General features: G+C 65.5%; 27 protein-coding genes and 1 pseudogene. 20 read left to right on the plus strand and 8 right to left on the minus strand.

Annotated elements, in window-relative coordinates; all coding sequences use genetic code 11:
* Nucleotides 1-183: 183 nt before the first annotated feature.
* From QGN32_RS23675 to QGN32_RS23685, 3 genes are all read left to right on the plus strand, one after another.
* Nucleotides 184-588, plus strand: a complete 405-nt coding sequence (locus QGN32_RS23675; RefSeq protein ID WP_442791757.1) for an MmpS family transport accessory protein — start codon at nucleotides 184-186, stop codon at nucleotides 586-588.
* Nucleotides 585-3,467, plus strand: a complete 2,883-nt coding sequence (locus tag QGN32_RS23680) for an MMPL/RND family transporter (RefSeq protein ID WP_326546580.1) — start codon at nucleotides 585-587, stop codon at nucleotides 3,465-3,467. The genes QGN32_RS23675 and QGN32_RS23680 overlap by 4 nt, the downstream gene beginning before the upstream one ends.
* Before the next feature lie 282 nt (nucleotides 3,468-3,749).
* Complete coding sequence (locus QGN32_RS23685) at nucleotides 3,750-4,022, plus strand: WGxxGxxG family protein (RefSeq protein ID WP_326546581.1); 273 nt, start codon at nucleotides 3,750-3,752, stop codon at nucleotides 4,020-4,022.
* A 174-nt stretch (nucleotides 4,023-4,196) separates the two neighbouring features.
* On the opposite strand, the gene bfr is transcribed toward QGN32_RS23685, so the two are convergent.
* Entirely contained in the window at nucleotides 4,197-4,682 is a 486-nt protein-coding gene (gene bfr / locus QGN32_RS23690) for a bacterioferritin (protein WP_326546582.1), read from the minus strand.
* A gap of 242 nt (nucleotides 4,683-4,924) precedes the next feature.
* On the opposite strand from bfr, the gene QGN32_RS23695 reads away from it, so the two are divergent.
* Entirely contained in the window at nucleotides 4,925-5,557 is a 633-nt protein-coding gene (locus QGN32_RS23695; protein WP_326546583.1) for a fatty-acid--CoA ligase, read from the plus strand.
* An 11-nt stretch (nucleotides 5,558-5,568) separates the two neighbouring features.
* The gene (locus QGN32_RS23700) at nucleotides 5,569-5,766 is read left to right on the plus strand and encodes a (2Fe-2S)-binding protein (protein WP_326546584.1); all 198 of its coding nucleotides are present in this window, start codon (nucleotides 5,569-5,571) and stop codon (nucleotides 5,764-5,766) included.
* Here QGN32_RS23700 and QGN32_RS23705 read toward each other — a convergent pair.
* Genes QGN32_RS23705 through QGN32_RS23730 form a run of 6 tightly spaced genes read right to left on the minus strand, consistent with a single transcriptional unit; the run spans nucleotide 5,763 to nucleotide 9,662 of the window.
* Entirely contained in the window at nucleotides 5,763-6,542 is a 780-nt protein-coding gene (locus tag QGN32_RS23705; protein ID WP_326546585.1) for an enoyl-CoA hydratase/isomerase family protein, read from the minus strand. The genes QGN32_RS23700 and QGN32_RS23705 overlap by 4 nt on opposite strands.
* A gap of 16 nt (nucleotides 6,543-6,558) precedes the next feature.
* The gene (locus tag QGN32_RS23710; RefSeq protein WP_326546586.1) at nucleotides 6,559-7,002 is read right to left on the minus strand and encodes a TIGR03618 family F420-dependent PPOX class oxidoreductase; all 444 of its coding nucleotides are present in this window, start codon (nucleotides 7,000-7,002) and stop codon (nucleotides 6,559-6,561) included.
* Nucleotides 6,999-7,724 carry a hypothetical protein gene (locus tag QGN32_RS23715; protein ID WP_326546587.1) on the minus strand — a complete coding sequence of 242 codons (726 nt, stop codon included), beginning with the start codon at nucleotides 7,722-7,724 and terminating at the stop codon, nucleotides 6,999-7,001. Before QGN32_RS23715 ends, QGN32_RS23710 begins: the two co-directional genes overlap by 4 nt.
* Before the next feature lie 26 nt (nucleotides 7,725-7,750).
* Nucleotides 7,751-8,119, minus strand: a complete 369-nt coding sequence (locus tag QGN32_RS23720) for a thiocyanate hydrolase (RefSeq protein WP_326546588.1) — start codon at nucleotides 8,117-8,119, stop codon at nucleotides 7,751-7,753.
* Complete coding sequence (gene scnC, locus QGN32_RS23725; RefSeq protein ID WP_326546589.1) at nucleotides 8,116-8,829, minus strand: thiocyanate hydrolase subunit gamma; 714 nt, start codon at nucleotides 8,827-8,829, stop codon at nucleotides 8,116-8,118. The genes QGN32_RS23720 and scnC overlap by 4 nt, the downstream gene beginning before the upstream one ends.
* Complete coding sequence (locus QGN32_RS23730) at nucleotides 8,826-9,662, minus strand: SH3-like domain-containing protein (RefSeq protein ID WP_326546590.1); 837 nt, start codon at nucleotides 9,660-9,662, stop codon at nucleotides 8,826-8,828. Before QGN32_RS23730 ends, scnC begins: the two co-directional genes overlap by 4 nt.
* Nucleotides 9,663-9,942: 280 nt before the next feature.
* On the opposite strand from QGN32_RS23730, the gene QGN32_RS23735 reads away from it, so the two are divergent.
* The 8 genes and pseudogenes from QGN32_RS23735 (at nucleotide 9,943) to QGN32_RS23770 (ending at nucleotide 17,132) form a co-directional block, all read left to right on the plus strand.
* Nucleotides 9,943-11,958, plus strand: a complete 2,016-nt coding sequence (locus tag QGN32_RS23735; RefSeq protein WP_442791758.1) for an FUSC family protein — start codon at nucleotides 9,943-9,945, stop codon at nucleotides 11,956-11,958.
* A gap of 37 nt (nucleotides 11,959-11,995) precedes the next feature.
* Nucleotides 11,996-12,146: pseudogene (locus QGN32_RS23740) on the plus strand (TetR/AcrR family transcriptional regulator); the annotation flags it as partial.
* A gap of 227 nt (nucleotides 12,147-12,373) precedes the next feature.
* The gene (locus QGN32_RS23745; RefSeq protein WP_326549233.1) at nucleotides 12,374-13,363 is read left to right on the plus strand and encodes a tellurite resistance/C4-dicarboxylate transporter family protein; all 990 of its coding nucleotides are present in this window, start codon (nucleotides 12,374-12,376) and stop codon (nucleotides 13,361-13,363) included.
* 192 nt (nucleotides 13,364-13,555) lie between these two features.
* A complete protein-coding gene (locus QGN32_RS23750) occupies nucleotides 13,556-14,146 on the plus strand; it encodes a TetR/AcrR family transcriptional regulator (protein ID WP_326546592.1) in 591 nt (196 codons plus the stop codon).
* The gene (locus QGN32_RS23755; RefSeq protein ID WP_326546593.1) at nucleotides 14,139-15,197 is read left to right on the plus strand and encodes a hypothetical protein; all 1,059 of its coding nucleotides are present in this window, start codon (nucleotides 14,139-14,141) and stop codon (nucleotides 15,195-15,197) included. The genes QGN32_RS23750 and QGN32_RS23755 overlap by 8 nt, the downstream gene beginning before the upstream one ends.
* Entirely contained in the window at nucleotides 15,136-15,372 is a 237-nt protein-coding gene (locus QGN32_RS23760; RefSeq protein WP_326546594.1) for a hypothetical protein, read from the plus strand. The genes QGN32_RS23755 and QGN32_RS23760 overlap by 62 nt, the downstream gene beginning before the upstream one ends.
* Nucleotides 15,373-15,381: 9 nt before the next feature.
* Nucleotides 15,382-15,858, plus strand: a complete 477-nt coding sequence (locus tag QGN32_RS23765) for a nucleoside deaminase (RefSeq protein WP_326546595.1) — start codon at nucleotides 15,382-15,384, stop codon at nucleotides 15,856-15,858.
* Nucleotides 15,855-17,132, plus strand: a complete 1,278-nt coding sequence (locus tag QGN32_RS23770; protein ID WP_326546596.1) for an alpha-amylase family glycosyl hydrolase — start codon at nucleotides 15,855-15,857, stop codon at nucleotides 17,130-17,132. The genes QGN32_RS23765 and QGN32_RS23770 overlap by 4 nt, the downstream gene beginning before the upstream one ends.
* Here QGN32_RS23770 and QGN32_RS23775 read toward each other — a convergent pair.
* Nucleotides 17,116-17,580 (minus strand): DUF1810 domain-containing protein, encoded by a 465-nt coding sequence (locus tag QGN32_RS23775; protein ID WP_326546597.1) that lies wholly within the window; start codon nucleotides 17,578-17,580, stop codon nucleotides 17,116-17,118. The two genes, QGN32_RS23770 and QGN32_RS23775, sit on opposite strands and share 17 nt — an antisense overlap.
* Before the next feature lie 61 nt (nucleotides 17,581-17,641).
* Between QGN32_RS23775 and QGN32_RS23780 the strand changes: the two genes are divergently transcribed.
* From QGN32_RS23780 to QGN32_RS23810, 7 genes are all read left to right on the plus strand, one after another.
* Nucleotides 17,642-18,898, plus strand: a complete 1,257-nt coding sequence (locus tag QGN32_RS23780; RefSeq protein ID WP_326549234.1) for an alpha-hydroxy acid oxidase — start codon at nucleotides 17,642-17,644, stop codon at nucleotides 18,896-18,898.
* Between the two features lie 188 nt (nucleotides 18,899-19,086).
* Nucleotides 19,087-20,091, plus strand: coding sequence for an esterase family protein (locus QGN32_RS23785; protein ID WP_326546598.1), 1,005 nt, complete (start codon nucleotides 19,087-19,089; stop codon nucleotides 20,089-20,091).
* Between the two features lie 207 nt (nucleotides 20,092-20,298).
* Complete coding sequence (gene lon, locus QGN32_RS23790; RefSeq protein WP_326546599.1) at nucleotides 20,299-22,629, plus strand: endopeptidase La; 2,331 nt, start codon at nucleotides 20,299-20,301, stop codon at nucleotides 22,627-22,629.
* A 100-nt stretch (nucleotides 22,630-22,729) separates the two neighbouring features.
* Entirely contained in the window at nucleotides 22,730-23,101 is a 372-nt protein-coding gene (locus QGN32_RS23795; protein WP_326546600.1) for a TfoX/Sxy family protein, read from the plus strand.
* Entirely contained in the window at nucleotides 23,082-23,336 is a 255-nt protein-coding gene (locus tag QGN32_RS23800; protein WP_326546601.1) for a hypothetical protein, read from the plus strand. The genes QGN32_RS23795 and QGN32_RS23800 overlap by 20 nt, the downstream gene beginning before the upstream one ends.
* Nucleotides 23,337-23,340: 4 nt before the next feature.
* Nucleotides 23,341-24,069, plus strand: coding sequence for a DUF72 domain-containing protein (locus QGN32_RS23805; RefSeq protein ID WP_326546602.1), 729 nt, complete (start codon nucleotides 23,341-23,343; stop codon nucleotides 24,067-24,069).
* Nucleotides 24,070-24,128: 59 nt separating this feature from the next.
* Nucleotides 24,129-24,716, plus strand: coding sequence for a hypothetical protein (locus QGN32_RS23810; RefSeq protein ID WP_326546603.1), 588 nt, complete (start codon nucleotides 24,129-24,131; stop codon nucleotides 24,714-24,716).

Below are 24,716 nucleotides of genomic sequence, written 5' to 3' on the forward strand. Positions count from 1 at the left end.
TATTACGCCGGTCGCCGGCGCAGAGTGAACGTGGTCGGTCCCTGCAACGAACGGATTCTCTCCCGTGCTCGACATCCCCGCTGACTGCGAGGCATCTGATTTTCGTCAGGCTGGCGCCGCCTGCAATCGAAAGGCCAACGGGTGAAGAGGATTTCACTCCGAGGAATGGTGAAAAGAGGCTGGATGCTGCTGGTCGCGGTCATAGTGGTTGCGGTCTCGGGGTACAGCGTGTATCGGCTCCAGGGGATTTTGGGAAGTCACAGCAACGCTTCGCCTGGCGACGGCATCTCGAATGAGATCGTTCCGTTCAACCCTAAACACGTAACCCTTGAGGTTTTCGGCTCCCAAGGGGCGGTGGCGACCATCAACTACCTGGACGGCAACAGCGAACCGCGCCAGGTCCACGATGCCACCCTTCCGTGGGCCTTCACGATTACGACGACTCAGCCGGCCGTCTTCGCGAACGTGGTGGCGCAGGGCGACAGCGACTTCATCGGCTGCCGCATCACCGTCAACGGTGTCGTCAAAGACGAGAGGGCCGTCAACAACGTCAACGCCTATACCTTCTGCGTGGACAAGTCCTCGTGAGCGACGAGCAGGACTCTCGAACCTCCCTTTCGGGGACGATCCGCCGGCTGGCGGTGCCGATCCTCTTGTTCTGGGTGGGCCTGGCTGCAGTGACCAACGTGGCCGTGCCGCGATTGGAAGAGGTCGCAAAGGAACGCAACGTGTCTTTGACCCCAGCGGATGCGCCGTCGCTGCAGGCGATGAAGCGCATGGGCAAGGTGTTCCACGAGTTCGATTCCGACAGTGCGGCCATGGTCGTGCTGGAAGGCGACGAGCCGCTCGGCGAGGACGCGCACCGCTACCACGACACGTTGGTTCAGAAGCTGGCCGAGGACACCAAGCATGTAGAAAACGTCCAGAACTTCTGGGGAGACCCGCTGACGGCCGCAGGCGTCCAGAGCGCCGACGGGAAGGCCGCGTATGTCCAGATCTATCTGGCCGGCAATCAAGGCGAGGCCTTGGCAAATGAGTCCGTCGATGCTGTCCGTGACATCGTGGCAAATACGCTGCCGCCGAGCGGAGTCCACGCCTATGTCACCGGCGCGGGGCCCCTGCTCGCGGATCAGTTCGGCGCGGGCAGCAAAGGCACCGTGAAAGTCACGTTGATCACCCTTGCGGTGATCGCGGTGATGTTGTTCTTTGTCTATCGTTCCGTCGCCACCATGTTTCTGGTGCTGTTGACGGTTTTTGCGCAGTTGCTTGCAGCGCGGGGGGTCATCGCGTTTCTGGCCGACTCCGGGATCATCGGGCTTTCGGTGTACGCGACGAATCTGCTCACATTGCTTGTCATTGCAGCCGGGACCGATTACGCGATATTTTTCATCGGCCGCTATCAGGAAGCTCGTGGGGTCGGCGAGGATCGACCGGCGGCCTTCCACACGATGTTTCGCGGCACCGCGCACGTCGTTCTGGGCTCCGGTTTGACCATTGCCGGAGCGGTGTACTGCCTCAGCTTCACCCGGCTGCCCTACTTTCACAGTCTCGGCGCTCCCGTCACGATCGCTGTCCTGGTTGCGTTGGCGGCTGCGCTCACGCTGATCCCGGCGGTGGTTACCGTGGGTGGTCGGTTGGGTCTTCTCGAACCGAAACGCACGATGCGCACGCGTGGGTGGCGGCGGGTGGGCACGGCCATTGTCCGCTGGCCGGGGCCCATCTTGGCGGTGACCGGTGCGGTTGCCCTCGTCGGCTTGCTGGCCTTGCCGGGGTATGAGACGAGTTACGATGTGCGCCATTACATCCCGGCCAGTGCTCCGGCGAATGTCGGTTATGCCGCTGCGGAGCGCCATTTTCCCTCGGCCCGGCTGAACCCCGACTTGCTGATGATCGAGGCCGACCACGATATGCGCAATCCGGCCGACATGCTTGTCTTGGACAGGGTTGCCAGGGAGGTGTTTCGCCTTCCCGGTATCGCCCAGGTACAGTCCATCACCCGGCCACTGGGGACGCCGATTGACCACGCCTCGATTCCTTTTCAGATCAGCATGCAAAACACCGGACAGATCATGAACCTCACCTATCAGCAAGACCGCGCCGACGACATGCTGAAGCAGGCCGACGAGATGGTGAAATCGATCGACGTCTTGAAGCGTCAATATGCTCTTCAGCAGGAAATGGCCGCTGCGACGAATGACCAGGTGGCAAGCTTCGACGAAGTGACTGCCACATTGACCGAACTCCGAGACAACATGGCGAACGTCGACGATTTTCTAAGACCAATTCGTAATTACTTCTATTGGGAACAGCATTGTTTCAACATCCCGTCCTGCGCAGCAGCGAGGTCCGCTTTCGAGGCGCTCGACGGGATCGACAAGCTCAGCGGGCAGATGGAAAGTTTCAAGGAAAGCTTGGACAGGTTGAATGCGGTCCAACCGCAACTGGTGGAATTGATACCGGGCCAGATCGCCGGCCAAGAGACCAATCATGAACTGCTGCTGTCCAACTACTCCACGATGTCGGGGATCTACGATCAGATGGCGGAAATGACCGAAAACTCCACCGCGATGGGACAAGCTTTCGATGCCGCCAAGATCGATGACTTCTTTTATCTACCGCCGGAAGCCTTCGGCAATCCCGATTTTCAGCGCGGGTTGAAGATGTTTCTGTCGCCGGACGGCAAGGCGGCCCGCATGATCATCACTCATGAGGGTGACCCTGCGACTCCGCAGGGCATCGGGCATATCGTCCCCATCAGGAACGTGGTGTCTACGGCTTTGAAGGGCACCTCCTTACAGGGTTCGGAGATCTCCCTCGCGGGCACCGCCGCGACATACAAAGATATCCAGGACGGCGCCAAATATGATCTGATCATTGCCGTCATCGCCGCACTGAGTCTCATTTTGCTCATCATGATGTTCGTCACGCGCAGCCTGGTCGCCGCGATCGTCATCGTGGGCACGGTGACGCTTTCGTTGGGTGCCTCTTTCGGACTGTCGGTGCTGGTTTGGCAGCATGTTTTCGGCATCCAGTTGTATTGGATCGTGCTCGCGCTCGCCATTATTGTGCTCCTGGGCGTCGGGTCGGACTACAATTTATTGTTGATTTCCCGATTCAAAGAGGAGATCGGCGCCGGGGTCAAAACCGGGATGATTCGTACGATGGCCGGCACCGGCTCGGTGGTGACATCGGCCGGTCTCGTTTTCGCCGCGACTATGTCTTCGTTCGTATTCAGTGATTTGCGCGTACTCGGTCAGATCGGGACCACCATCGGCCTTGGCCTGCTGTTCGACACCCTGATCGTGCGCGCATTCATGACTCCGTCAATCGCGGTCGTTCTCGGACGCTGGTTCTGGTGGCCGCAACGCGTCCGCCCGAGTCCCGCGAGCCAGATGCTTCGACCCTACGGGCCACGCCGGGTCGTCCGTGCATTGTTGGGGCGTCCCGGCACGGCAGACACTTCGTAGATCGTCCTCTACTGCGAACTTTGCGCCCACTTCGCTGAGGCCGAAACGGGCGCACTATAGGCAGGGAAGAGTGCTGCACGTCACACGTGCATCCTGAACTCGGCAGACCACCGCGCTAGGCATCACTTAGCTATTCAAAGTGGTTTCACTTTCGCACGCCTGGCAAATCAAGCCCGGTGCAACAAACTCAGCAAGCCTGCTGAGTCTGGCGACTAGAGCAGCCTGGTCCCACCTCGGAGCGTGGCGGTCCTCGGGACCGACCACACCTACTTAGGAGAGAAGATGCAGAAGCCACTTGTCATCGGAGCCACTACTCTGACCCTGTTGTTCGGCGGTGCCGGTATCGCCAGCGCGGATACGGTCGAAGCGCCCGCGACCACCACGACAACGCTCGCCCAGGACCAACACGCCAACGACGACAGCGGCGACAACGGCCTGTGGGGCCTGGCGGGACTGCTGGGTCTGCTCGGACTGGCGGGGCTGAAACGTCGCAAGGACGCCGATTACCCGTCGAATCGCGGCGGCGGCACCATCACGAACAACCCTCGCGCATAAGCACAGCGCACACGGAGAGAGGCCCCGTCAGTACCAGATACTGGCGGGGCCCTTCTTTTCACTGCTGAGATGTGTCATGACCGGGTGTCGTCTGCGAGCCGGGTCTGGTGCTTGGCACTGGTGACACCGATCATTCTTGCGGCGCCGACGGACTCGACCGCTCGACTGCAAGAGTTACAGCGAGGTCGGTGGGCGCGACACGCACTGCGCCGCGTAGAGCTCATCGCCGAGCTTGTCCATCAGCTGCAGTTGCGTCTCGAGGTAATCGATGTGCTCTTCTTCGCTGTTGAGGATCTTCTCCAGCAGCGTCGCCGAGGTCGCGTCACCCTTCTCGCGGCACATGATGATGCCCGGGCGGAGGCGCTCCAGCACTTCGTACTCGATCGCCAGGTCGGCCTCGAACTGCTCACGCAGGGTCTGACCGATGCGCAGCGAGAACAGTCGCTGGTAGTTCGGAAGCCCGTCGAGCATAAGGATGCGGTTGGTGATGTCCTCCGCATGATTCATTTCGTCGAAGGACTCTTTACGCGTGTATTCGGCCAGTTCGGTAAAGCCCCAATTCGCCTGCATCTTCGAATGCAGGAAATACTGGTTGATGGCGGTGAGTTCGCTTGTCAACTGCTCGTTCAGCAGTTTGAGGACGTCCGGATCGCCTTGCATGGTCGCTCCTAGGCAGTTGGGGGCTGGGGTCACGCGTTCGCTGTGGTGCCGCACTCTCAAACTAGTCCAGTTATGCCCCGCAAGCTTGCTTTACTGCTTGGGCGAGGCGCGTTTTCGGCTCAATCATGACGCGCCCCGACGGCTCGAGGCGCTGAGCCGACCCCCACTCTGGACTGCCTAGGCTAAGTAAGGTTAGACTGCGCTAACCATTGTCGAGGGCGCGAGGTAGGCAGGAAGAATCGATGGGTGAGTACGATCTCCACTCATTGATTCTCGCGTGCGATTTTCGAGTTGCCGACGTCGAGCGAATGTGGAAATGGCTCAAGAAGCGTCGCGAAAACCTGCACTCGATCGGCGCCCATCATGTCGTCCTATATGAGTCGATTTGGGAGCCGAATCGCGTCCTCGTGACAATTGGAATTAGAAACGCCCGGTCAATCCGCGACGTCCTGCGATCATCCGCGGTATTCGAGTGGTTCGACATCGCCGGGGTCGACGACATCCCACCGATCTTCGGGGGTGAAGTGGTCGAGAAGATCGACCTGTACGCGCCCTCCCCCGCGGATCGCGTGGGCCGCGTGGTGGTGGGCGTCATGTCGTCGGTCGAGGACGTGTCGGCGCTGATGGTCAAGGTTCACGACGGCATCGGGCGCTTCAAGCGCAGCGGGGTGCGCAAGATCTGGGTGTACCGCGCCCTCGACGACGGGCAGGAAGTGATGATCCTGCAGGAGATCGAGGACGAAGCCGCCGCGAAGCACTGGGTCGATCACCCGGATGCGGCAGCGGAGTGGATGTCCAACGTGGGATTGGGCCCCTACCCGACTCAGTTCGTCGGCCGGTTCGCCCATCTGATGGCCGTGGCCGAGCAGGGTTGACGGGGGAGCCGATGTTTGTCTGCCTGTGCACCGGAACCACGAGCCACGACGTCACCGAATGCGTGTCCAACGGGGCACGGACGTCGAAGCAGATCGCCGAGGCCTGCGGTGCGGGTGGCGATTGCGGCAGGTGCCGGCGCACTCTGCGGGCGATCATCGCCGCACACGCCGATGTCGAAGAGGCGACGCCCAAAGCGGTTAATCACTAACCTCCGCTGCTCTCCCCGCGCCTACCGGTGAAGTCGGCCAGCGCGGTCGCATTGGCCGCGGCGCCCATCAGCACCGCGAAGTGTTCGTTCTCCCGGGCGGTCGCGGCGGCGATACCGTCGCGCGTCGGTGCCACGATGGTCTGCTTGACCGCCATCAGGCTGGGGATGGGCCGCGATGCCAGCACTTCGGCGTGGCGGCGAGCTTCCGACAGCAACTCCTCCGGCGGACATACCTTCCAGGCCAGTCCCATCCGGTGTGCCTCGGGCGCATCCACCCATTCCGACGACATCAGTAGCCAAGCGGCGTTCTGCCGACCCATCAACCGCGGCAACAGGTAAGAGGACGCCGCCTCCGGGGCCACGCCCAGGCTTGTGAACGGCGTCTTGAGCCGGGCAGCAGCAGACATGAAGACCAGATCCGAATACCCGAGAATCGTTGCGCCGATGCCGACTCCGACGCCGTTGACGGCGCAGATCAACGGCTTCGGAAAGTCGGCGAGCGCGTCGATCATCGTGGTGAAGTGGCTGCCCCGCTCGTTGAACGCGGGATCGGTGATGCGTCTGTGCATCTCGTTCAGGTCGTTACCCGCGCTGAACGCTCGCCCTTCGCCGGTCAGCACAACGACCGCCACCTCCGGGTCGGCGGCGGCTTCCTGGAGGGCGACCGCTGTCGCGAGGTACATCTCCTCGTTGAACGCGTTGAGCACCTCGGGCCGGTTCAGGGTCAGCGTGCGGACCCGGTTGTCATCGGCGATCTGCAGGGTCGTTTCAGCCACGGCAGCAGCGTAAGCGTTAACCGTTGCGGTAAACCCGGGAGGGTGAAACGAGCACCACGGTGCGCCGCTGTTCGGCCATCACCCGGTCGTATTCCGCCCAGTCGTCGTGGCTTCCGCCCGCGGCCGCGAACACCTCGCGCAGCAGCAGCCGCAACCGGTCTGGCTCGGTGAGCCATGGTTGAAGATCGTCCGGCCCTGCGAGCTCTGCGCTGCCTTCGACGGTCGCCCACTGCCATCCGTCGCGGAAGGTCACCGCCAGTTGCGGACGCACGCGCAGGTTGGCCAGCTTGACCTTGCCGTAGGTGACGAAGCCCAGGACCGGTGCGCCGGTGTCCGGATGCGCCAGCTTGCCGACGTTGACCACCGAGGCTTGGATGGTGCCGTCGCCGCGGAGCGTCGACACAACGGCCAGCCCGTTGTCGGCCGCGGCCAGCCCCACTGCGTCATCGAGTGTCGTCATGAATTCCTCTGTGCAGCAGCGGAATCGGTGAAGGGTGTCCGGTACACGTAACGACTGGTCGGCACCGTGTCGACGTCGCGGTTGGCGCCGAAGGTCGCCGTGCTGGCGACCATGCGCTCCATCCGGTAGCGGAGGTCGTCGTCGTCGGCCGCGCCGAAGAACGCGTGCAGGTCGGACAGCGCGGCATGCGGGAACAGTTCCTCGACGATCGCGGAGATCGGCGCCGCACCGGGCGTCAGTGTGCGCACCACGGCGTTCTGCGTGTAGCCGAACGTCGACTGGGTCTCGATGGCCACCGGAGTGTGGTCGATGTGCCAGCGGGTCAACCAGGTGGCCTCGTCGAGATCGGCCGGCCGGCGGAGCAGTGCGACGTTGGTGAAGCCCTCGGTCCGCTCGCCCGGCGCGGTGGCCGGCGGCGCGAGCGGGACCGATTCGGTGACCAGATAGGCCGCCACGTCGTCGGCCTCCTGTTTCAGTCGGGAGATCGCATCGGTCAGCTGATCGCCGTAGTACTGCTGGGTCCACACGCTGACGAAGCCCATCACGGGCGGATCCAGCGTGGTCAGTGTCATCAGTGAGTCGCGGACCACGCCGTCGCGCACGTTGACCGTCAGCCCGGGCATTCCGAGGGCGAGCAGATCGGAGGCGACGTGTTCGCGCATGCGCACGCACCACGCGTCGTCGGCCGGGGCACCCCGCAGCGTGATGATGACTTTTTCCACGAAGCGAACCTAACGCGCCGTGCCGATCAGGCTTCCAACCGCTCGCGGATGCCGGCCAGGCGTTGTGTCAGCTCGTCCTCGTCGATGATTCCGCGAGCCACCAACGAGTGCGCAAGCGACACCAACTGGCTCTCCGGATAGGGCAACCCGGCGTAGCGCGTCGCCGACAACGCGTCCTCTTCGTCGCGACGCGCCTTGAAGTCTAAGACATCGACATCGCATGCGGCCCGGTCGAGCGCGTCGCACATGCCGTCCAAACTTGTCTTCCACGGCGGCACAGGGTTTTCCACCCCGTACTTGGCGGCCATCCGCGACCACACTTGATTGCGCTCGACGATTTTCTCCAGCGACGCGATCGCCGTCTGTTCGATACCGGGTTCCGTTGTGCCGCTCATGCTTCGGAGGCAGGGTGTACGGCGGGACGGGTGTCGGTGATGACGTTCGTCGTGACGCCTGCCCTGGGCAGTGCGACTCCGATGAGGCAGTCGCGGGTGATGATTTCGGCGAGCTGTTCCTCGGTCCAGTCCTCGGTGCCCTCGGGGCGCATGGGCATCACCATGAACCGGTGTTTCTGGTTGGAGTCCTGTACCCGGATGGAGATCTCATCGGGCAGATAAAGCCCGAACTCTGCCAGTACCTGACGCGGCCAGCGGACCATGCGCCTGCGGTAGTTCGGGGTGCGATACCACTCCGGAGAATTGCCCAGGATGGGGCGGGGATAGCAGGAGCACAACGCGCAGACGATCACGTTGTGCAGCGTCGGCGTGTCTTCGAGGATCTCGAATGCGGTGAAGTCGCTCGGTGTGCCGAAACCGGTTGGTTCCATCCAGTCGACGCCGACCTCCTTGCTGGCGCTCATGGGCTCTGCCAGGGCTAGCTTCTTGAATTCGGAATCCATCCACGCCCTGGCGACCAGGGCCGCCGCGGGGCTCGGCCCGATTTGCTCGGCGAACTCGGTGAAGCGCCGGTGCTCTTCGGCGGTGAAGATGCCCTTCTCGATACACAGTTCACGCAACGCGATTTCGAGGACCTCGAAGTCGGTGATCTCGTCGACCATCGGTGCGACGGTGCTCTCATGGTCGTGATCGTGACCATGGTCAGTCATGGGGCGGCCTCCAGCCAGTGCTCGGGGATCTCGGTCTGTATGACGTCGTCGCCGGTGCCGGTGTAGCCGTGCCACAACTCCGCCATGTTGAACCGCACGACGTAGAACCACTCCGGTTTGGCCGGGCGGTCCCAGGTTTCGTCTTCGGCGGCCGGGCTTTCGTAGGCGACGGTTGCGATTTCGCCCTTCGCGCCGCGCACGTATTCCGGGGTCCGCGTGTAGAAGATCACCGGCAGTTCACGGACGACCACCGCGTCGCCGACCTTGAACTGCGGCTGCCCGGCCTGCCCGGCATAGATTTGTGGGTCCCCCTTGCCCACCGCGTGCTTGTGATGAGCGTTGCGCTTGACGTCTGCTCCGTCGCCTTCGAACCTCGGCTTGGCTTCCAGCTTCTTTGGGGCCAGCCCGCCCTCATAGCGCGCCTTGACCTCCGCCATCCGCTCGCTCAACTCGGTCAGACCGATGTGGTGTTTCTCGACGAGCACCCGGGCGACGGCCAACAACCAGCGGCCGTAATACGGCAGACCCAGATACTCTGCCCTGCCCACGTCGACGTTGCCGATCCGGCGGCGTTCCTCCGAGAGCCAGATGCCGCGCCACGCGAGCACCTCGCAGATCACATAGGTCATGTGCTCCCAGAGTTCATACTGCTTGTTCTCGTACTTCATCGGCGCGTCCGGTTCACCGCCGACGTCGTGGACGGGTTTGAGGTACGCGGTGATCCGGTTGTGATCGAGGAGGTCCGGCGTCGGGGCATCCGGCAGCTCGGGATAGGCCGACTTCAACCGGGCCACCAGATCGAGTTGGGCTGCTCGCTCGGCCGCAGTGCTCATCACGATTCCCTTCGTCGCCGCGGCCGGCCATCCGTCGATACTCGCGGATTCGCTCGGTGGTTCTCGTATGACGGGATTTGTGTGCCGGACCGGCAGGCAACCCCGTCGACTGACTGTAGCCCCCAACCCGAGTCATCGCAGAGGAATCGAGCGGATCCGAAGCGGTGCTTTCGGAGGACGCTTTGCCATGTGCCACATGGGGTTTGACACGCCGCGCACCGTCGGACCAGGGCCACGGCGCCGAGACCGACACAGATCAGATGCGTGTACTGCGCCGGTGATGGTCCGGAGGCGTCAGAATGAGTGCGTGAGCACCCGCAGCCGGCTCATCGACGCCCTCCGGCCCACCGTGCCCGACGCCGGGGCGGTGGCCAGGAGCCTGCTCGGCGTATTGGCGGTCGCCGCCATCGCGCTGCTGTGGGACTCGGGTGCTACCGCCGTGTGGGCGGCGGGCGCGGCAGTGGTCGCCGGCGCCATCGCCCTGCAGGACAGCCCCGGCGGGCGGGCCACCCGGGTGCTCGTCGTGGCCGTGGAGATGGGCGTGGCGGTCCTTATCGGCTCGCTGTGTTCGTCGTTCGACGCCGTGTTCATCGCAGCGCTCGCGCTCTGGTGCTTCGGCGCAGGCCTGCAATGGGCGGTCGGCAGGAACGCGGGCCTGGTCGCCGCCGCCAGTGCCGCCCTGCTCGCGATTGCGCCGCCGCTGGCTCCGACGGCGGCGTCCGTTCTGGTTCCGACGCTGCTGACGATCGTCGGCGGTGCCGTGCAGTCGGCGCTGATCGCCGTCTGGCCGCCGCAGCGATGGCGCACGCAACGCGAGGCGTTGACCGAGGCATACCGAGCCCTGGCCGCCGATGCGCGCCAGGTTGCCCAGGACGCGGAGGCCCCCGCCGCCGCGACCCTGATGCCGTCGTTGCGCGACGCGTTCGTCGACACCCAGGCAAGCCGTCACCCCGAGGCCTACCGGGGCGGGCACCGGTTGCCCGAACGAATCATGGCGACATTGCGCATGCTGCGCGGGACCCCCGAGGCCAACCGCGAAGAGATCTCACGGATGCTGGCAGCCGCAGCCGAAGTGCTGGACGCGATCGCCGACCACACCCACACCGCGCGAAGAAACGCCGAGCACGGCCTGGTCCGGCTGGATGCCGCAGTGGCCGCGCTGAGTAAGCCGGAAAGCCCCGGGGTCGAGCGTCTTTCGCAGCAATTGCACGAAGCGGCCGAGTTGCGGTTCCCCGACCTGTACCGACCCGATCTGATCAGCCCGTTGCGTGCGGCGATGACGACGGTACGGGCACACATGACCTTGACCTCGCCGATCCTCCGGCATGCCATGCGGTTGTCGGCAGCCGTCGCCCTGGCTGCGTCCGCAGACCGCTTCGCCCCCATCGCGCACGGCTACTGGATCGCGCTCGCCGTGTTGATGGTGTTACGTCCCGAGACCGCGCACACGTATACGCGCTGTGTCGGACGACTGGCGGGCATCGCCACCGGCATTGTCGTGGCTTCGGCGATCGTGCTGCTGTTGCGCCCCACGGGTCTGTTCGCCGCCGTGCTGGCGGTGCTCTGTCTCGCCGCGACCTACGCGGTGACCAGAACGGGGTACATCGCCACCAGCGCAACCGTGGCCGCCGCCGTCGTATTCCTTCTCGAGATCGACGCCGTCACCTCCGGGGCGACGCTCGAGGACCGGTTGTTCTCGGTCATCATCGGAGGCGGACTCGCCGTCGTAGCGCACGTCGCGTTGCCGGACCACGCGCTGACCCGGTTGGCTCATCGAGCCGGCGAACTTCTCAAGACCGAAATCGACTACGCGGCAACCGTTGTGCGCGCCTACGTACATCCGCTCGACCATCCGAGCGATGCCGTGTCCTCGGCGTGGCAGCACGCGTATCGCGCCCGCGCCGGATTCGAGGCCGCGTCGGGAGCCACTCGGATGGACTCCCGCGAGCTACGTCGGTGGCTGCGTTCATACCGCACCGCGCTGAACGCCGTCACCATCTCGTGCACCGCTCTGGAGGACAACCTACCGAGTCAGCCATCCGCCACGCTGACACCGGAATTCATCGCCGCCGTGGACGACTTCGTCGACGCACTACGCGGGGCACCGCCGAATCCGGGAACACCCTGGACCGTCGACCTCGCAGCGTTGTCTGTGGCCAACCAGCAGGTGCGCGAGCGGGCAGACGGGCTCACCGACGACGACGGCGCCGCCCGGATACTGGTCGCCGAGATCGCCTCGATCACTCGCAGCCTGTCCGAGATCGGCGTCATCCGCGAACCCACTTCGGCTCAATGAACAGTCTTTCGGCCTCCACCGTCACGCCACAATCGACGATCCTCGCAGGCACGCCGCCGCCCGCGATGCGGCGGTGAACCGCATGCTCGAAGAGCATCCGACTGTTGCCGATTACGTGCGGCGCGCCATCCTGACACCTCCGACCGAGCAGATGCACTTGCTGGGATGTGCTGATCGACCTCACCCGGCGCTTCGGTGGGCGCGGACGCGCGGATGCGCGATCCCTACCCCGCGGTTCGTACGGGTGGTATGACGAAAGCATTATCGGGGGCCGCCCCGCACGGCTTCGAAGGGGGTTTGTCACGTGGTGACCGCAAAGCGTCACGGCCCGGCGTCGTTCCTCGGTGACGACGGACCACGCACCGGCGCCCGCGAAGGCGTGCGGACCCTTCATCCCGGATACTTTGCGCTGGTGATGGCGAGCGGAATCGTGTCGATCGCGATGCACAGCCACCGCGCGTACGTCCTTTCTGTTGTGCTGCTGTGGGTGGCGTGCGTTGCCTACGTCGTACTGATCGCGTTGAACCTGTTGCGCACGTTGATCTTCCGCAGTGACGTCGCTGACGACCTCGCTGATCCGCGCCGTGCATTCGGGTTGTTCACCTTTGTCGCCGCGACCGGTGTGCTCGGCACTCGACTGGCCCTGGACGGTCACTATCCGGCCGCTTTCACGCTCCTGGTGGTCGCCTCGCTGGCCTGGCTGGTCCTGGGCTACGTGGTGCCCTGGACAGCGGTGCTGGGCCGCTCCCAGCGGCCGGTACTGCAGCGCGCGAACGGTACCTGGTTCATCTGGGTGGTTGCCAGCCAGTCCATCGCGGTGCTCGCCGCCGTGTTGCAGCCCGTCGTCGCAGGCGGACATCGGGAACTGGCGTTGCTCGCCGTGTTTTCCTGGTCGGTGGGTGTGTTCCTGTACGGTGCCGCAGGGCTTTTCGTTGCCGCCCGGATGCTGCTCTACCCGTTGCGTCCGGAGGACCTGACCCCGCCCTACTGGGTGGCGATGGGTGCCACCGCGATCACCGTTGTCGCCGGCGCCCGCATCGTCGAGATGGCCGACGCGCCGATGGTCGCCGCTACCAGGGGTCTGATCGCCGGAACGTCGGTGCTGTTCTGGGCGTTCGGCACCTGGTTGATCCCACCGCTGCTTGCAGCTGGAATTTGGCGGCACGTGGTTCACCGCATTCCCCTTCGTTACGAGGCCCCACTCTGGAGCGTGGTGTTTCCGCTCGGCATGTACGGCGTGGGTGGGTTCTACCTGGGCCACGCCGACCATCTTCCGCTCGTGCAGAAGATCGGCTCCCTCGAGAGCTGGGTGGCGTTGGCGGCATGGACCGTGACCTTCGTGGCCATGCTGTACCACTTGCTGGTGACCCGCGTCATCGGCGCGCGGACCGCGCCTGCGCAGTGAACGACCCGTCCGGCCAGCGACCCGGCGCCGCACCGACGACGGAGAGATCCTCGACCGGGCAGGGCGGCTGAGGTGATCGAAGTGGGCACGAACCGGCGTCGGTGCGCCGGACGTCACATCGGCGGTTGGATCTGCATTAGATTACCTAGCTTGTCGTAGTCAATTGTCTACAAAGTGGCCTAGTCTGCCCGTATGGCAGCACGTGCGAACAGCGCCGACCCCCGCGCCGAGCGAGTGCGCACCCGGCTTCGGGAGGCGGCGTTCGCGTTGGCACACGAGCAACCGGTCGACCGGTTGACTGTCGGTGACATCGTGGCGCGTGCCGGTGTCAGCAGGCAGGTCTTCTATCAGCACTTCACCGACCGCGACGACGCCGTCGCGACCGCCGTCACCGTGGCGTTCGCCGCGGCGACCGCCGACATCGGCGGGGACGCGCGCGTACGGGTCCTGCGGTTGTTCGACTTCGTCGCCGAACATCGGGCGATGTACCGCAACGTCGTGCCCAGCACGGTGACCCAACGCGTCGTCGCCGCATTCCGTGGCGAACTGACGCCGGCGTGCGAAGAGATGGCCGCTGCCGCCATCCCCTCGGTCTCGGCGATCGCCGGTGTGGGCCCAGAAGCCGTCACCCGGTTCCTCGTCGGCGGCTTCACCGAGGTTCTGCGGTCCTGGATGGACGACCCCGACTCCACCGACCTTGCCGATCGGGTGCGGGCCGCGCTCGACACCGTCAACGCCCTACTGGGCGTTCCCGAACATTCACGAGGTTCACACCATGGGTAGACACCACGCCGCGGAGCGCTCCCCCGTGCGTGACCGCACCGCACTGCGCGTCACCGCGCTGGCGCTGCTCGGCATGATGCTGGTCGTCATCGCGATGATCGCAAGCTATTCCGGAGCATTCGCCAAACCCGAGCTGCACAATCTCTCGGTGGCCGTCGCAGGGCCGCCGCAGATGGTCGATGGTCTCCTCCATCAGGATGCGTTGACAGTCAACGAGGTTCACGATGGGGCCGCGGCGCGCCAGCAGGTCTACGAACGCAAGACCGACGCGGCGTTCGCCGTCGATCCCCGTGGTGCGATGACGATCTACATCGCGGGTGGTGGCGGCCGCAGCGTGGCGACGGCGGCGGAGAGCGTCGGTGAGGCGGTCGCGGCGAAGGCGGGTCTGCATGCGGTCGTCGAGGACGTCGCGCCCCCCTCCGCCGGCGATCCCTCGGGCACCGTGGAGTTCTATGCGGTCATCTTCGTCTCCATCGGCGCCACGGTCGCGGCCGCCGTGCTCGGCAGGTTCATGGGCACCGTCCGGCGGCCCATCAGCCTGGTGCTGCGCACCGCGACACTTGCCGGTTACTCGGCGCTGCTGGCGGGCGGTGTCACGCTCTACGTCGATGTGATCCTCGGTGCCCTGGTCGGGCACACCTGGCAGGTGTTCGGCGCGCTGTGGCTTTACTCCATGGCGGTGAGCGGTGCGATCACCGGTGTCGCCGCGGCGTTCGGCTCCACCGCCTCACTGGCACTGACGGGCTTTCTCGTGATCATCGGCAACGCCGCGGCGGCGGGTCCGGTCGGCCGTCCACTGCTGTCGGGGTTCTACTCGACCCTCAGCGCGATCGTGCCGCAGGGCGCCGGCGTTTCGCTGTTGCGCAGCGTGGTCTACTTCGACGGCAACGGGTCGCCGACACCCGTTCTCACCCTGGCGCTGTGGGGCGCCGCGGGATGCCTGCTCGCAGTCCTCGCGACCGCCGCGCGGGTGAATCACCGTGCCGTGCATGAGCGTCTCGCTCGGCGACGCGACCTATTACGACCTCGGGGCCTATCCCCGGCCGATTGAGCCACCGTCGCCGCAGGCGCAGGTGTGGTTCGACCGTGGGCTGGTGTGGTCCTACGCCGAGGCGGCGATCATCGGCCAACAGCTCGCGTTGGCCGCGGCGGGTGCCGACGTACCCATCCGCGCGCCGTGCGCCTGCCGGCTGGAGGTTTCTCGGGCTGCTGCGACTGATCCGTAGACTTCGACTGTGGCCATCAACGACGAGGATCTCGCCCGTCTCGGCCGCTGCGTGGAGTTGGCGCGAGAAGCGCTCGACCACGGCGACGAACCGTTCGGCTCCGTCCTCGTCGACGGCACCGGCCGTACGTTGCTCGAGGACCGTAACCGCGTCAAGGACGGTGACCACACCCGCCATCCGGAGTTCGCGATCGCCCGCTGGGCGGCGGCCAACATGTCCGCCGAGCAGCGCGCCGACGCGACCGTCTACACCTCCGGCGAGCACTGCCCGATGTGCGCGGCAGCCCACGCCTGGGTCGGCCTGGGACGCATCGTGTACGCCGCGTCGTCGGCGCAGCTGTCCCGGTGGCTGACCGAATGGGGTGCGCCGCCGCCGCCGGTGGCGTCACTGCCGATCACCACGGTCGCCCCCGGCGTCGTGGTCGACGGTCCGGCCACGCAGTTCGAAGAGACGATGAAGACCTTGTACGAGACGAAGTTCCGGTGACCGAACCCGCCTGGGTCGAACACGTCATCTGGTGGCACCTCTACCCGCTCGGCTTCGTCGGCGCATATCCCGCCGAGCCGCCACCGGGACCGGAGGAGCACTTGCTGCGCCGCATCGTCGACTGGCTTGATCACGCGATAGGGCTCGGCGCGTCGGGCATCGCGCTCGGGCCGGTCTTCTCCTCGCGCACCCACGGTTACGACACCACCGACCACTTCCGCATCGACCCGCGACTCGGTGACGGCGAGGACTTCGAGACCCTCGTCGGCGAGGCGCACCGCCGCGGTCTGCGAGTACTGCTCGACGGCGTGTTCAACCATGTCGGAACTGATTTCGCCAACACGTCGTGGTTTCGCAAGCGCGGCAACGAAGTCGTCACGTTCGAAGGGCACGGCGATCTGGTCGCGCTGGATCACGACAACCCGGCGGTGGTCGACTACGTCGTCGACGTCATGACGCACTGGCTGCGCCGCGGCGCCGACGGCTGGCGCCTCGACGCGGCCTATGCCGTCGCCGACCGGTTCTGGGCCCAGGTGCTGCCGCGGGTCCGCGAGCAGTTCCCCGACGCATACATTCTCGCCGAGATCATCCACGGCGACTACGCGCAGCGCGTCCGCGCGACCGGCTTCGACTCGGTGACGCAGTACGAACTGTGGAAGGCCGTCTGGAGCAGCCTCAACGACGGCAACTTCCACGAGCTGGATTGGGCGCTGGTGCGGCACAACGACTTCCTCGACACCTTCGTGCCCGCGACATTCGTCGGAAACCACGACGTCACCCGTATCGCCAGCCGACTGGACGACATCCGCCACCTGGAACACGCGTTGGTGCTGCAGATGACGACCGGTGGTACGCCCACCGTGTACGCCGGTGACGAGTTCGCCTACCGGGGAATCAAGGAGGAACGGTTCGGCGGCGACGACGCTGTGCGGCCGCAGTTCGCCACCCCTCCGGTGAGTGTCGACGAGCACGGCGACGACGTGTTCCGGCTGCACCGGTACCTGATCGGACTGCGCCGACGCCACGCGTGGCTGCACTCGGCGCGCACCTGCTCGCTGCTGCTGACCAACCGCCGGTACGTCTACCAGGTTGGCACCGGGTCCGAATCGTTGATCGTCGCGCTCAACATCGACGACGAGCCGCTGCCGATTTCGTTACCCGAACTGGGGTTCGGCCGGGGGGAAATCCTGGCAGGGTCGGGAGCGCCGCCGTCGCACGTCGTGACCATGACCGAAGCTGGACCGCACGGGTGGTTGGTCATCGCGCCGCGTTGAGGCGTTCGATCGTGAGGGGGTCCGGTTCGCCGTCGTAGTACTTCGTCAGCACTTGATCGAAGACTGCCTGAACAGCCGGGTCGTCGGAGGCTCGGCTGAACAACGTCATCGACGACCGCACCTTGAGCTTGTCCGGCCAGCCAAACAAGTCGTCGGCCGACGCCTGTGCGCTGCGCGCGACCAGGTGCGCACACTCCCCCAGTCGCGGACCCAGCACGTCGTGAGCGAGGTATGCCCGCGCCTCCTCGAGCGAGGCGATCCCGTATCGCTGCGCCGTCGCACTGTTGCCGAGTCCGCGCAACTGCGGAAAGACAAACCAGATCCAATGACTACGTTTGCGGCCGGCCCGCAGCTCGGCCAGCACGGTGTCGTACACGCGCTCCTGCGCGTCGACGAAGCGCTGCAGGTCGAACGGGTCGTGCGGAGTCGACGATTCATCACTAGCCATGTCGTCAGCCAGTTTCGCAAGCTACTCTGTGCAACTCAATGACGAATACCAACCGGCCATGGTGACGCGCCGCGTCCCCCGGCCCCGCGAGTTGGCGCCGTTGCTGCGGTTCAAGAGACCGCAACTGAACGCGACACGGCGCAAACTGGCCGCGGCCATGACGATCGACGACCTGCGACGGCTGGCCAAGCGCCGCACCCCGAAGGCGGCGTTCGACTACACCGACGGCGCGGCCGAAGAGGAACTATCGCTGGCGCGTGCCCGACAAGCGTTCCGCGACATCGAGTTTCACCCCGCCATCCTGCGCGACGTGTCGAGTGTGGACACAAGCGCGACAGTGCTCGGCGCCCGGGTCGCCCTGCCGTTCGGAATCGCGCCGACCGGCTTCACCAGGCTGATGCACACCGAGGGAGAGATCGCAGGCGCCCGTGCCGCGGCGCGTGCCGGCATCCCGTTCGCGCTGTCGACGCTGGGCACCACTTCGATCGAAGCCGTCAAGTGTGCGAACCCGCACGGAAGCAACTGGTTTCAGCTATACATGTGGAAAGACCGGGAGCGGTCGATGGCTCTCGTGGAACGGGCCGCGGCCGCGGGCTACGACGCGCTGCTCGTGACGGTCGACGTACCGGTAGCCGGTGCGCGCCTGCGCGACACCCGTAACGGGATGTCGATCCCGCCGACCCTGACGCTGCGCACCGTGCTCGACGCGGCCCTCCATCCGCGGTGGTGGTTCGACCTGCTCACCACCGAACCTCTGTCGTTCGCCTCACTGGATCGATGGCCGGGCACCGTCGCCGAATACCTCGACGCCATGTTCGACCCGACGGTGACCTTCGATGATCTCGCTTGGATCAGGCAGCAGTGGCCGAAGAAGCTGGTGGTCAAGGGAATTCAGACGCTCGACGACGCCAGGGCCGTTGTCGGCCTCGGTGTGGACGGCATCGTGCTGTCCAACCACGGAGGCCGCCAACTCGACCGCGCGCCGGTGCCGTTTCATCTGCTGCCGCGCGTCGCGACCGAACTCGGCAACACCACCGAGGTTTTGCTGGACACCGGGGTGATGTCCGGTGCCGACGTCGTCGCGGCGATCGCCCTCGGAGCGCGGTTCACGCTGGTGGGTCGTGCCTACCTCTACGGGCTGATGGCGGGCGGCGAGGCCGGCGTCGACAGGGCGATCACAATTCTTTCGGAGCAGGTCAGCCGCACAATGCGGCTACTCGGAGTGAAGTCTTTGGGCGAACTCGGTCCACGGCATGTCACTCAACTCCACCGACTGAGGCGGGGCTTGTCGGACCCCGACAGGATGTCACTCGAGTAACTCTGTTCCCACCGGCAGCAGCACAAATCCAGCTTTCGCGAGTCCTCGCTGAGTCGTAATCGTTAGCCAACCGCGACGTGCGAACCGCATGTCGAGCCGACAGTCCCGCCGCGCGGCCGTGTTTCATTACGCAGGCAAAGCAACGGCAATTGCTTGTGGAAGCGATGAAAGGTGGGTTGGTTGCCGTTATGAACATCTTGGAGAGGTGCCGAGGTACCGGTACAAAACTGTTGCGCCGAATGGCGGTGGCCGCCTTGACAGTCGCGGCGCTGCCCGGGCTGATCGGCTTCGCCGGGGGTTCGGCGACCGCGGGGGCGTTCTCCCGCCCGGGGCTGCCCGTCGAGTATCTGGATGTGTTCTCCCCGGCGATGAACCGCAACATCCGAATCCAGTTCCAGGGCGGCGGACCGCACGCCGTCTATCTGCTCGACGGTCTGCGCGCCCAGGACGACTACAACGGCTGGGACATCAACACCCCGGCCTTCGAGTGGTACTACCAGTCCGGGCTGTCGGTCGTCATGCCGGTCGGTGGGCAGTCCAGCTTCTACACCGACTGGTACCAGCCGTCTCGGGGTAACGGCCAGGACTACACGTACAAGTGGGAGACCTTCCTGACCCAGGAACTCCCGGCGTGGCTGGAAGCCAACAAGGGCGTGTCGCAGAACGGCAATGCGGTGGTGGGCATTTCGATGGCGGGCAGCACCGCGCTGACGTACTCGATCTACTACCCGCAAAAGTTCATCTACGCCGCCTCGCTCTCGGGCTTCCTCAACCCCTCCGAGGGGTGGTGGCCGATGCTGATCGGGCTGGCGATGCAGGACGCAGGCGGATACAACGCCGAGAGCATGTGGGGCCCGTCATCGGATCCGGCGTGGAAGCGCAACGACCCGATGATCAACATCAACCAGTTGGTGGCCAACAACACCCGCATCTGGATCTACTGCGGCACCGGTACGCCGTCGGACCTCGATGGCGGTACCGCCGGGCAGAACCTGATGGCAGCGCAGTTCCTGGAGGGGTTCACGCTGCGGACCAACGTCACCTTCAAGGACAGGTACGTCGCCGCGGGTGGCACCAACGGAGTGTTCAACTTCCCGGCTCAGGGCACTCACAGCTGGGGTTACTGGGGTCAGCAGCTCGAGATGATGAAGCCCGACATCCAGCGGGTGCTGGGGGCACAGGCCAGTGCCTAGGAGCGCCGCCTAGATCCACCCACACAGGAAGCCTGCCGTTTGCCCCGAACGGCAGGCTTCCTGCCGTGTGTCGTCCCCCGCGAATGAGAATCCATGGTCGCGAATCGGCGCAGACAGCAACCAGGAACGCTATTTCGCCACGAGGGTGGGGGAACAAATCAGACCGGCTAAAGGTTGAGCGCATCAGACTCACATTTTGGAGGATTGATGGCTGAAGCCAAGACAGTTCCGGTCTTGTTCCTGAGCGGGTCGATCGTGCTGCCCGGAATGGTCCTGCCCATCGAGCTCGACGAGGCCGCGCGCACGGCAGTCGACGCCGCCCAGGCCAGCGAGTCCGGCGAGCTGCTGATCGCGCCGCGGCTCGAGGACCGGTACCCGTCGCACGGTGTGCTGGCCTCGATCGTGCAGATCGGCCGCATGGTCGGCGGACCCGCCGCGGTGGTTCGTGGTGAGAGCCGTGCCCACATCGGTGCCGGCGCCACGGGACCGGGCGCCGCGCTGTGGGTGGAGGTGACCGAGGTCAAAGAGCCAGAGGCGACCGAGGAGACGGTCAAACTCGCCGCGGAATACAAGAAGCTGCTGCTTGCGATGCTGCAGCGGCGCGAAGCGTGGCAGATCATCGACTTCGTCAACCAGCTCTCCGACCCGTCGGCGCTGGCCGACACCGCGGGCTACGCCTCCTATCTCACGCAGGTCCAGAAGCGTCAACTGCTCGAAACGCCGGACGTCGCCGCGCGGTTACGTTCGCTGATCGAGTGGACGGGTGATCAGTTGGCCGAGGTCGAGGTCACCGAGAAGATCGCCGAGGACGTGCGGTCCGGCATGGAGAAACAGCAGAAGGAATTCCTGCTGCGCCAGCAACTGGCCGCGATCCGCAAGGAACTCGGCGAGGACGACGCCGACGGGTCCTCCGACGACTACCGGGCCCGTGTCGAGGCCGCCGACCTGCCCGACAAGGTCCGCGAAGCCGCGCTGCGTGAGGTCGGCAAGCTGGAACGCACCAGCGAGCAGAGCCCCGAGGTCGGCTGGATCCGCACCTGGTTGGACACCGTGCTGGACCTGCCATGGAACGCGCGCACCGAAGACTCCACCGACCTGACGGCCGCGCGGCAGATCCTCGACGCCGACCACCACGGCCTGGAGGACGTCAAGGACCGCATCGTCGAGTACCTGGCCGTGCGGGCCCGGCGAGCCCGGCGCGGTCTGGAGATCGTGGGTGGCCGCGGTTCGGGTGCGGTGATGGTGCTGGCCGGCCCGCCCGGCGTCGGCAAGACGTCGCTGGGCGAGAGCGTGGCGCGGGCGTTGGGCCGCAAGTTCGTTCGTGTCGCCCTCGGCGGCGTGCGGGATGAGGCCGAGATCCGTGGGCACCGCCGCACCTACGTCGGCGCGCTGCCGGGCCGCATCGTGCGCGCCATCGGCGAGGCGGGTTCGATGAACCCCGTCGTGCTCCTCGACGAGATCGACAAGGTCGGCTCCGACTTCCGCGGCGACCCCGCGGCGGCGCTGCTGGAGGTCCTGGACCCGGCGCAGAACCACACGTTCCGCGACCACTACCTGGACCTGGACCTCGACCTGTCCGATGTCGTGTTCCTGGCGACGGCCAACGTCATCGAGAGCATCCCGTCGGCGCTGCTGGACCGCATGGAACTGGTCGAAATCGACGGCTACACCGAGGACGACAAGGTCGCCATCGCCCGGGACTTCCTGCTGCCGCGGCAGCGGGAGCGCGCGGCGCTGACCGAGGACGATGTGACGGTGACCGAGGTCGCGCTGCGCAAGGTCGCCGCTGACTACACCCGCGAGCCGGGGGTTCGTCAGTTCGAGCGGCTGCTGGCCAAGGCACTGCGCAAGGTGACGACCAAGCTCGCCACAGAGTCGGGTCCGATCAACATCGACGAGCCGGATCTCGTTGCCTACCTGGGTCGTCCACGGTTCCTGCCAGAGTCGGCAGAACGCACGGCTGTGCCGGGTGTGGCCACCGGACTGGCGGTCACCGGCCTCGGCGGCGATGTGCTCTACATCGAGGCCGGCGCGACCGATGGTGAACCGGGGCTGCAGTTGACCGGCCAACTGGGCGACGTGATGAAGGAGTCCGCACAGATCGCACTGTCCTATGTTCGCTCGCACGCCGAGCAGTTGGGCGTCGACCCCAAGGCGCTGGACCGGCGGATCCACGTCCACGTGCCTGCGGGCGCCGTGCCGAAGGACGGTCCGTCGGCGGGTGTGACGATGGTGACCGCGCTGGTCTCGATGGCCACCGGTCGACAGGTGCGGTCGGACGTCGGCATGACCGGCGAGGTCACGCTGAACGGCCGGGTGCTGCCCATCGGCGGTGTCAAGCAGAAACTGCTGGCGGCGCAACGGGCCGGTCTGTCAACGGTTTTCATTCCCCAGCGCAACGAGGCGGATCTGGAACCCGAACATGGCGGGGTGCCAGCCGACGTCCTCGACGCACTGGAGGTCAAACTGATGACCGACGTCGCCGAGATCGTCGCGCAGGCCCTGCAACCCGCAGAGGAGGCGGCCACCGCCGCCTAACCGCAAGATTGCACTGAGTGTCGTGATCGCTGACCGGTTACGACCCTCAGCGCAACTTCGAGCGAAGGTGCGCGCGCACGTGCCGCGCTACGGTCGTCTGATGGCCTATGACGAGGACCTGGCTCACCGCATCCGCGAACTGCTCGGCGGCGAACGAGGTGTCGAGGAGACGCCGATGTTCGGCGGGTTGGCGTTCCTGATCAACGGCAACATGGCTGTGGCGGCTAGCGGGAAGGGTGGCCTGATGGTGCGGGTGCCGCCCGGCGACACCGCGAAGTTGCTGACGCGCGACCACGTCGCACCGATGACCATGGCCGGAAGGGAGACACGCGGGTGGCTGCGGGTTTCCATCGACGGGGTGAAAAGCCAACGGCAACTGCGGCGGTGGATCATCCGCGGGGTCGAGTACGCGAGGAGTTTGCCGCCGAAAGACCGCGGGTACGCCAGCCGACGTGGACGCCGCAGCATGTGAGAAGCTGGCAGCACGCCTGTTGGAACGCGCGGGCACGATTCACGTCGAAGATGCGGTTATCCGGTTGGTGGACAAGCCGATGCCATGGTTTGAGTCGCTGACGCTGTGCATGCTCTCGAGCAAACCAACCGACGCCTGGATTGCGGTGGCTGCCGCCCCGGAGTTGTTTCGCGCGGCGGTGGTGAAGGTGTCGCTCGACGACAAACTGCGTGACGCGGTTTCGGCCCGGGGCTGAGGCAGTGGTCATCCGGATCGGCACGTCGGGCTGGTCGTACGACCACTGGACGGACGTGCTGTACCCCGCGGGCACGCCGGTGGCGAAGCGGCTTTCACTCTACGTCGAGGAGTTCGACACCGTCGAGCTCAACGCCAGCTTCTACCGCTGGCCCAAAGACGCCGCGTTCGCCGGCTGGCGGCAGCGCTTACCCGACGGTTTCACGATGTCGGTCAAGGCCCAGCGCGGGCTTACGCACTACCGGAGGTTGCGGGAACCAGAACCATGGGTCGAACGGTTCGATCGGTGCTGGAACCTGTTGGCCGACCGCGGCGAGGCCCTGCTCGTGCAGTTGCATCCGGAGTTGGAACGCGACGACGCCCGCCTGGAGCACTTCCTGAAGCTGATGCCGGATCGGATCCCGGTGGCCATGGAGCTGCGGCACCCGTCGTGGGACGATCCTGCCGTATTTGCGCTGCTGGAACGCTACAAAGCGGCGTACGTCGTGATGAGCGGCGCACGGCTGCGGTGCATTCCGCGGGCGACCAGTGAGTTGGTCTACATCCGGATGCACGGCCCCGACCAGGATTCGATGTACGCGGGGTCATACCCCGACGACGAGTTGCGGTGCTGGGCCGGCCGGATCCTGTCGTGGGATCGCGAAGGCAGGCGCGTCCTGGTTTACTTCAACAACGACCTGGGCGGCCACGCCGTGCGCAACGCGCAGACACTCAAGGCGATGCTGGCGGGCTAACCGAGGCTAACCCCCGCCTCCCCCGCCCAATTGGGGTTGGGGCACGCTTAGGAACCGAAATGCGTGTCCTATGTCTGATCTCGGCCACCGCGATCCTCGCCGCTGGCTGTTCGGGTGAGCGGATCGTCACCACCGATGAGCCGCTCGAGGCAGCGCCTCCGACCTCCAGCACCTCTGCGCCGCCTCCGGCCCCGAACAGCGCCCACCTGGTCAGCGCATTCGACTATGTGGCGCATCCGGCGGGTGCGGCCACCTACTACTTCACCACCCCGAGTGGCCGGTGGGCGTGCGCGATCGTGCCGCGCGTCAAGGCCGGTTGCCAGTCAGCGACCACCCCCCTTTTCAGCATGAACATCACCGGCCAACCGCAATCGGTGCCGAACGCCGCCGGCGAGCAGGCCGCGCCGAACGCGGTCGTTATCGAGCGCGACCGTGATCCCCGCTTCGTCGCGTTGGAGCAGCCAGAGTTCGTCCTCGAGGACGCAAATGTGCTCCAATTCAACAAGATCCTCATCGCGGCCGGGTTCCGCTGCAACGTGCAGGAAGTCGGCGTCTCGTGCATGAGCGAGGCGACCGGCAGGGGTTTCACCTTCGCCCCGGAGGGGTTCAAGCCGCAGTACACCGAGGTGCCCGCCAACGCACGGTAG

Origin of the sequence: Mycolicibacterium sp. ND9-15, from assembly GCF_035918395.1 — a bacterium.
GTDB lineage: Bacteria > Actinomycetota > Actinomycetes > Mycobacteriales > Mycobacteriaceae > Mycobacterium.

What these genes read in the sequence shown, in the direction of transcription:
- QGN32_RS23675 (WP_442791757.1), top strand. Translation starts at nt 184, where the DNA reads ATGCTGCTGGTCGCGGTCATAGTGGTTGCGGTCTCGGGGTACAGCGTG.
- QGN32_RS23685 (WP_326546581.1), top strand. Translation starts at nt 3,750, where the DNA reads ATGCAGAAGCCACTTGTCATCGGAGCCACTACTCTGACCCTGTTGTTC.
- bfr (WP_326546582.1), bottom strand. Translation starts at nt 4,682, where the DNA reads ATGCAAGGCGATCCGGACGTCCTCAAACTGCTGAACGAGCAGTTGACA.
- QGN32_RS23695 (WP_326546583.1), top strand. Translation starts at nt 4,925, where the DNA reads ATGGGTGAGTACGATCTCCACTCATTGATTCTCGCGTGCGATTTTCGA.
- QGN32_RS23700 (WP_326546584.1), top strand. Translation starts at nt 5,569, where the DNA reads ATGTTTGTCTGCCTGTGCACCGGAACCACGAGCCACGACGTCACCGAA.
- QGN32_RS23710 (WP_326546586.1), bottom strand. Translation starts at nt 7,002, where the DNA reads ATGACGACACTCGATGACGCAGTGGGGCTGGCCGCGGCCGACAACGGG.
- QGN32_RS23720 (WP_326546588.1), bottom strand. Translation starts at nt 8,119, where the DNA reads ATGAGCGGCACAACGGAACCCGGTATCGAACAGACGGCGATCGCGTCG.
- scnC (WP_326546589.1), bottom strand. Translation starts at nt 8,829, where the DNA reads ATGACTGACCATGGTCACGATCACGACCATGAGAGCACCGTCGCACCG.
- QGN32_RS23730 (WP_326546590.1), bottom strand. Translation starts at nt 9,662, where the DNA reads ATGAGCACTGCGGCCGAGCGAGCAGCCCAACTCGATCTGGTGGCCCGG.
- QGN32_RS23735 (WP_442791758.1), top strand. Translation starts at nt 9,943, where the DNA reads ATGGTCCGGAGGCGTCAGAATGAGTGCGTGAGCACCCGCAGCCGGCTC.
- QGN32_RS23745 (WP_326549233.1), top strand. Translation starts at nt 12,374, where the DNA reads ATGGCGAGCGGAATCGTGTCGATCGCGATGCACAGCCACCGCGCGTAC.
- QGN32_RS23750 (WP_326546592.1), top strand. Translation starts at nt 13,556, where the DNA reads ATGGCAGCACGTGCGAACAGCGCCGACCCCCGCGCCGAGCGAGTGCGC.
- QGN32_RS23755 (WP_326546593.1), top strand. Translation starts at nt 14,139, where the DNA reads ATGGGTAGACACCACGCCGCGGAGCGCTCCCCCGTGCGTGACCGCACC.
- QGN32_RS23760 (WP_326546594.1), top strand. Translation starts at nt 15,136, where the DNA reads ATGAGCGTCTCGCTCGGCGACGCGACCTATTACGACCTCGGGGCCTAT.
- QGN32_RS23775 (WP_326546597.1), bottom strand. Translation starts at nt 17,580, where the DNA reads ATGGCTAGTGATGAATCGTCGACTCCGCACGACCCGTTCGACCTGCAG.
- QGN32_RS23785 (WP_326546598.1), top strand. Translation starts at nt 19,087, where the DNA reads ATGAACATCTTGGAGAGGTGCCGAGGTACCGGTACAAAACTGTTGCGC.
- lon (WP_326546599.1), top strand. Translation starts at nt 20,299, where the DNA reads ATGGCTGAAGCCAAGACAGTTCCGGTCTTGTTCCTGAGCGGGTCGATC.
- QGN32_RS23795 (WP_326546600.1), top strand. Translation starts at nt 22,730, where the DNA reads ATGGCCTATGACGAGGACCTGGCTCACCGCATCCGCGAACTGCTCGGC.
- QGN32_RS23810 (WP_326546603.1), top strand. Translation starts at nt 24,129, where the DNA reads ATGCGTGTCCTATGTCTGATCTCGGCCACCGCGATCCTCGCCGCTGGC.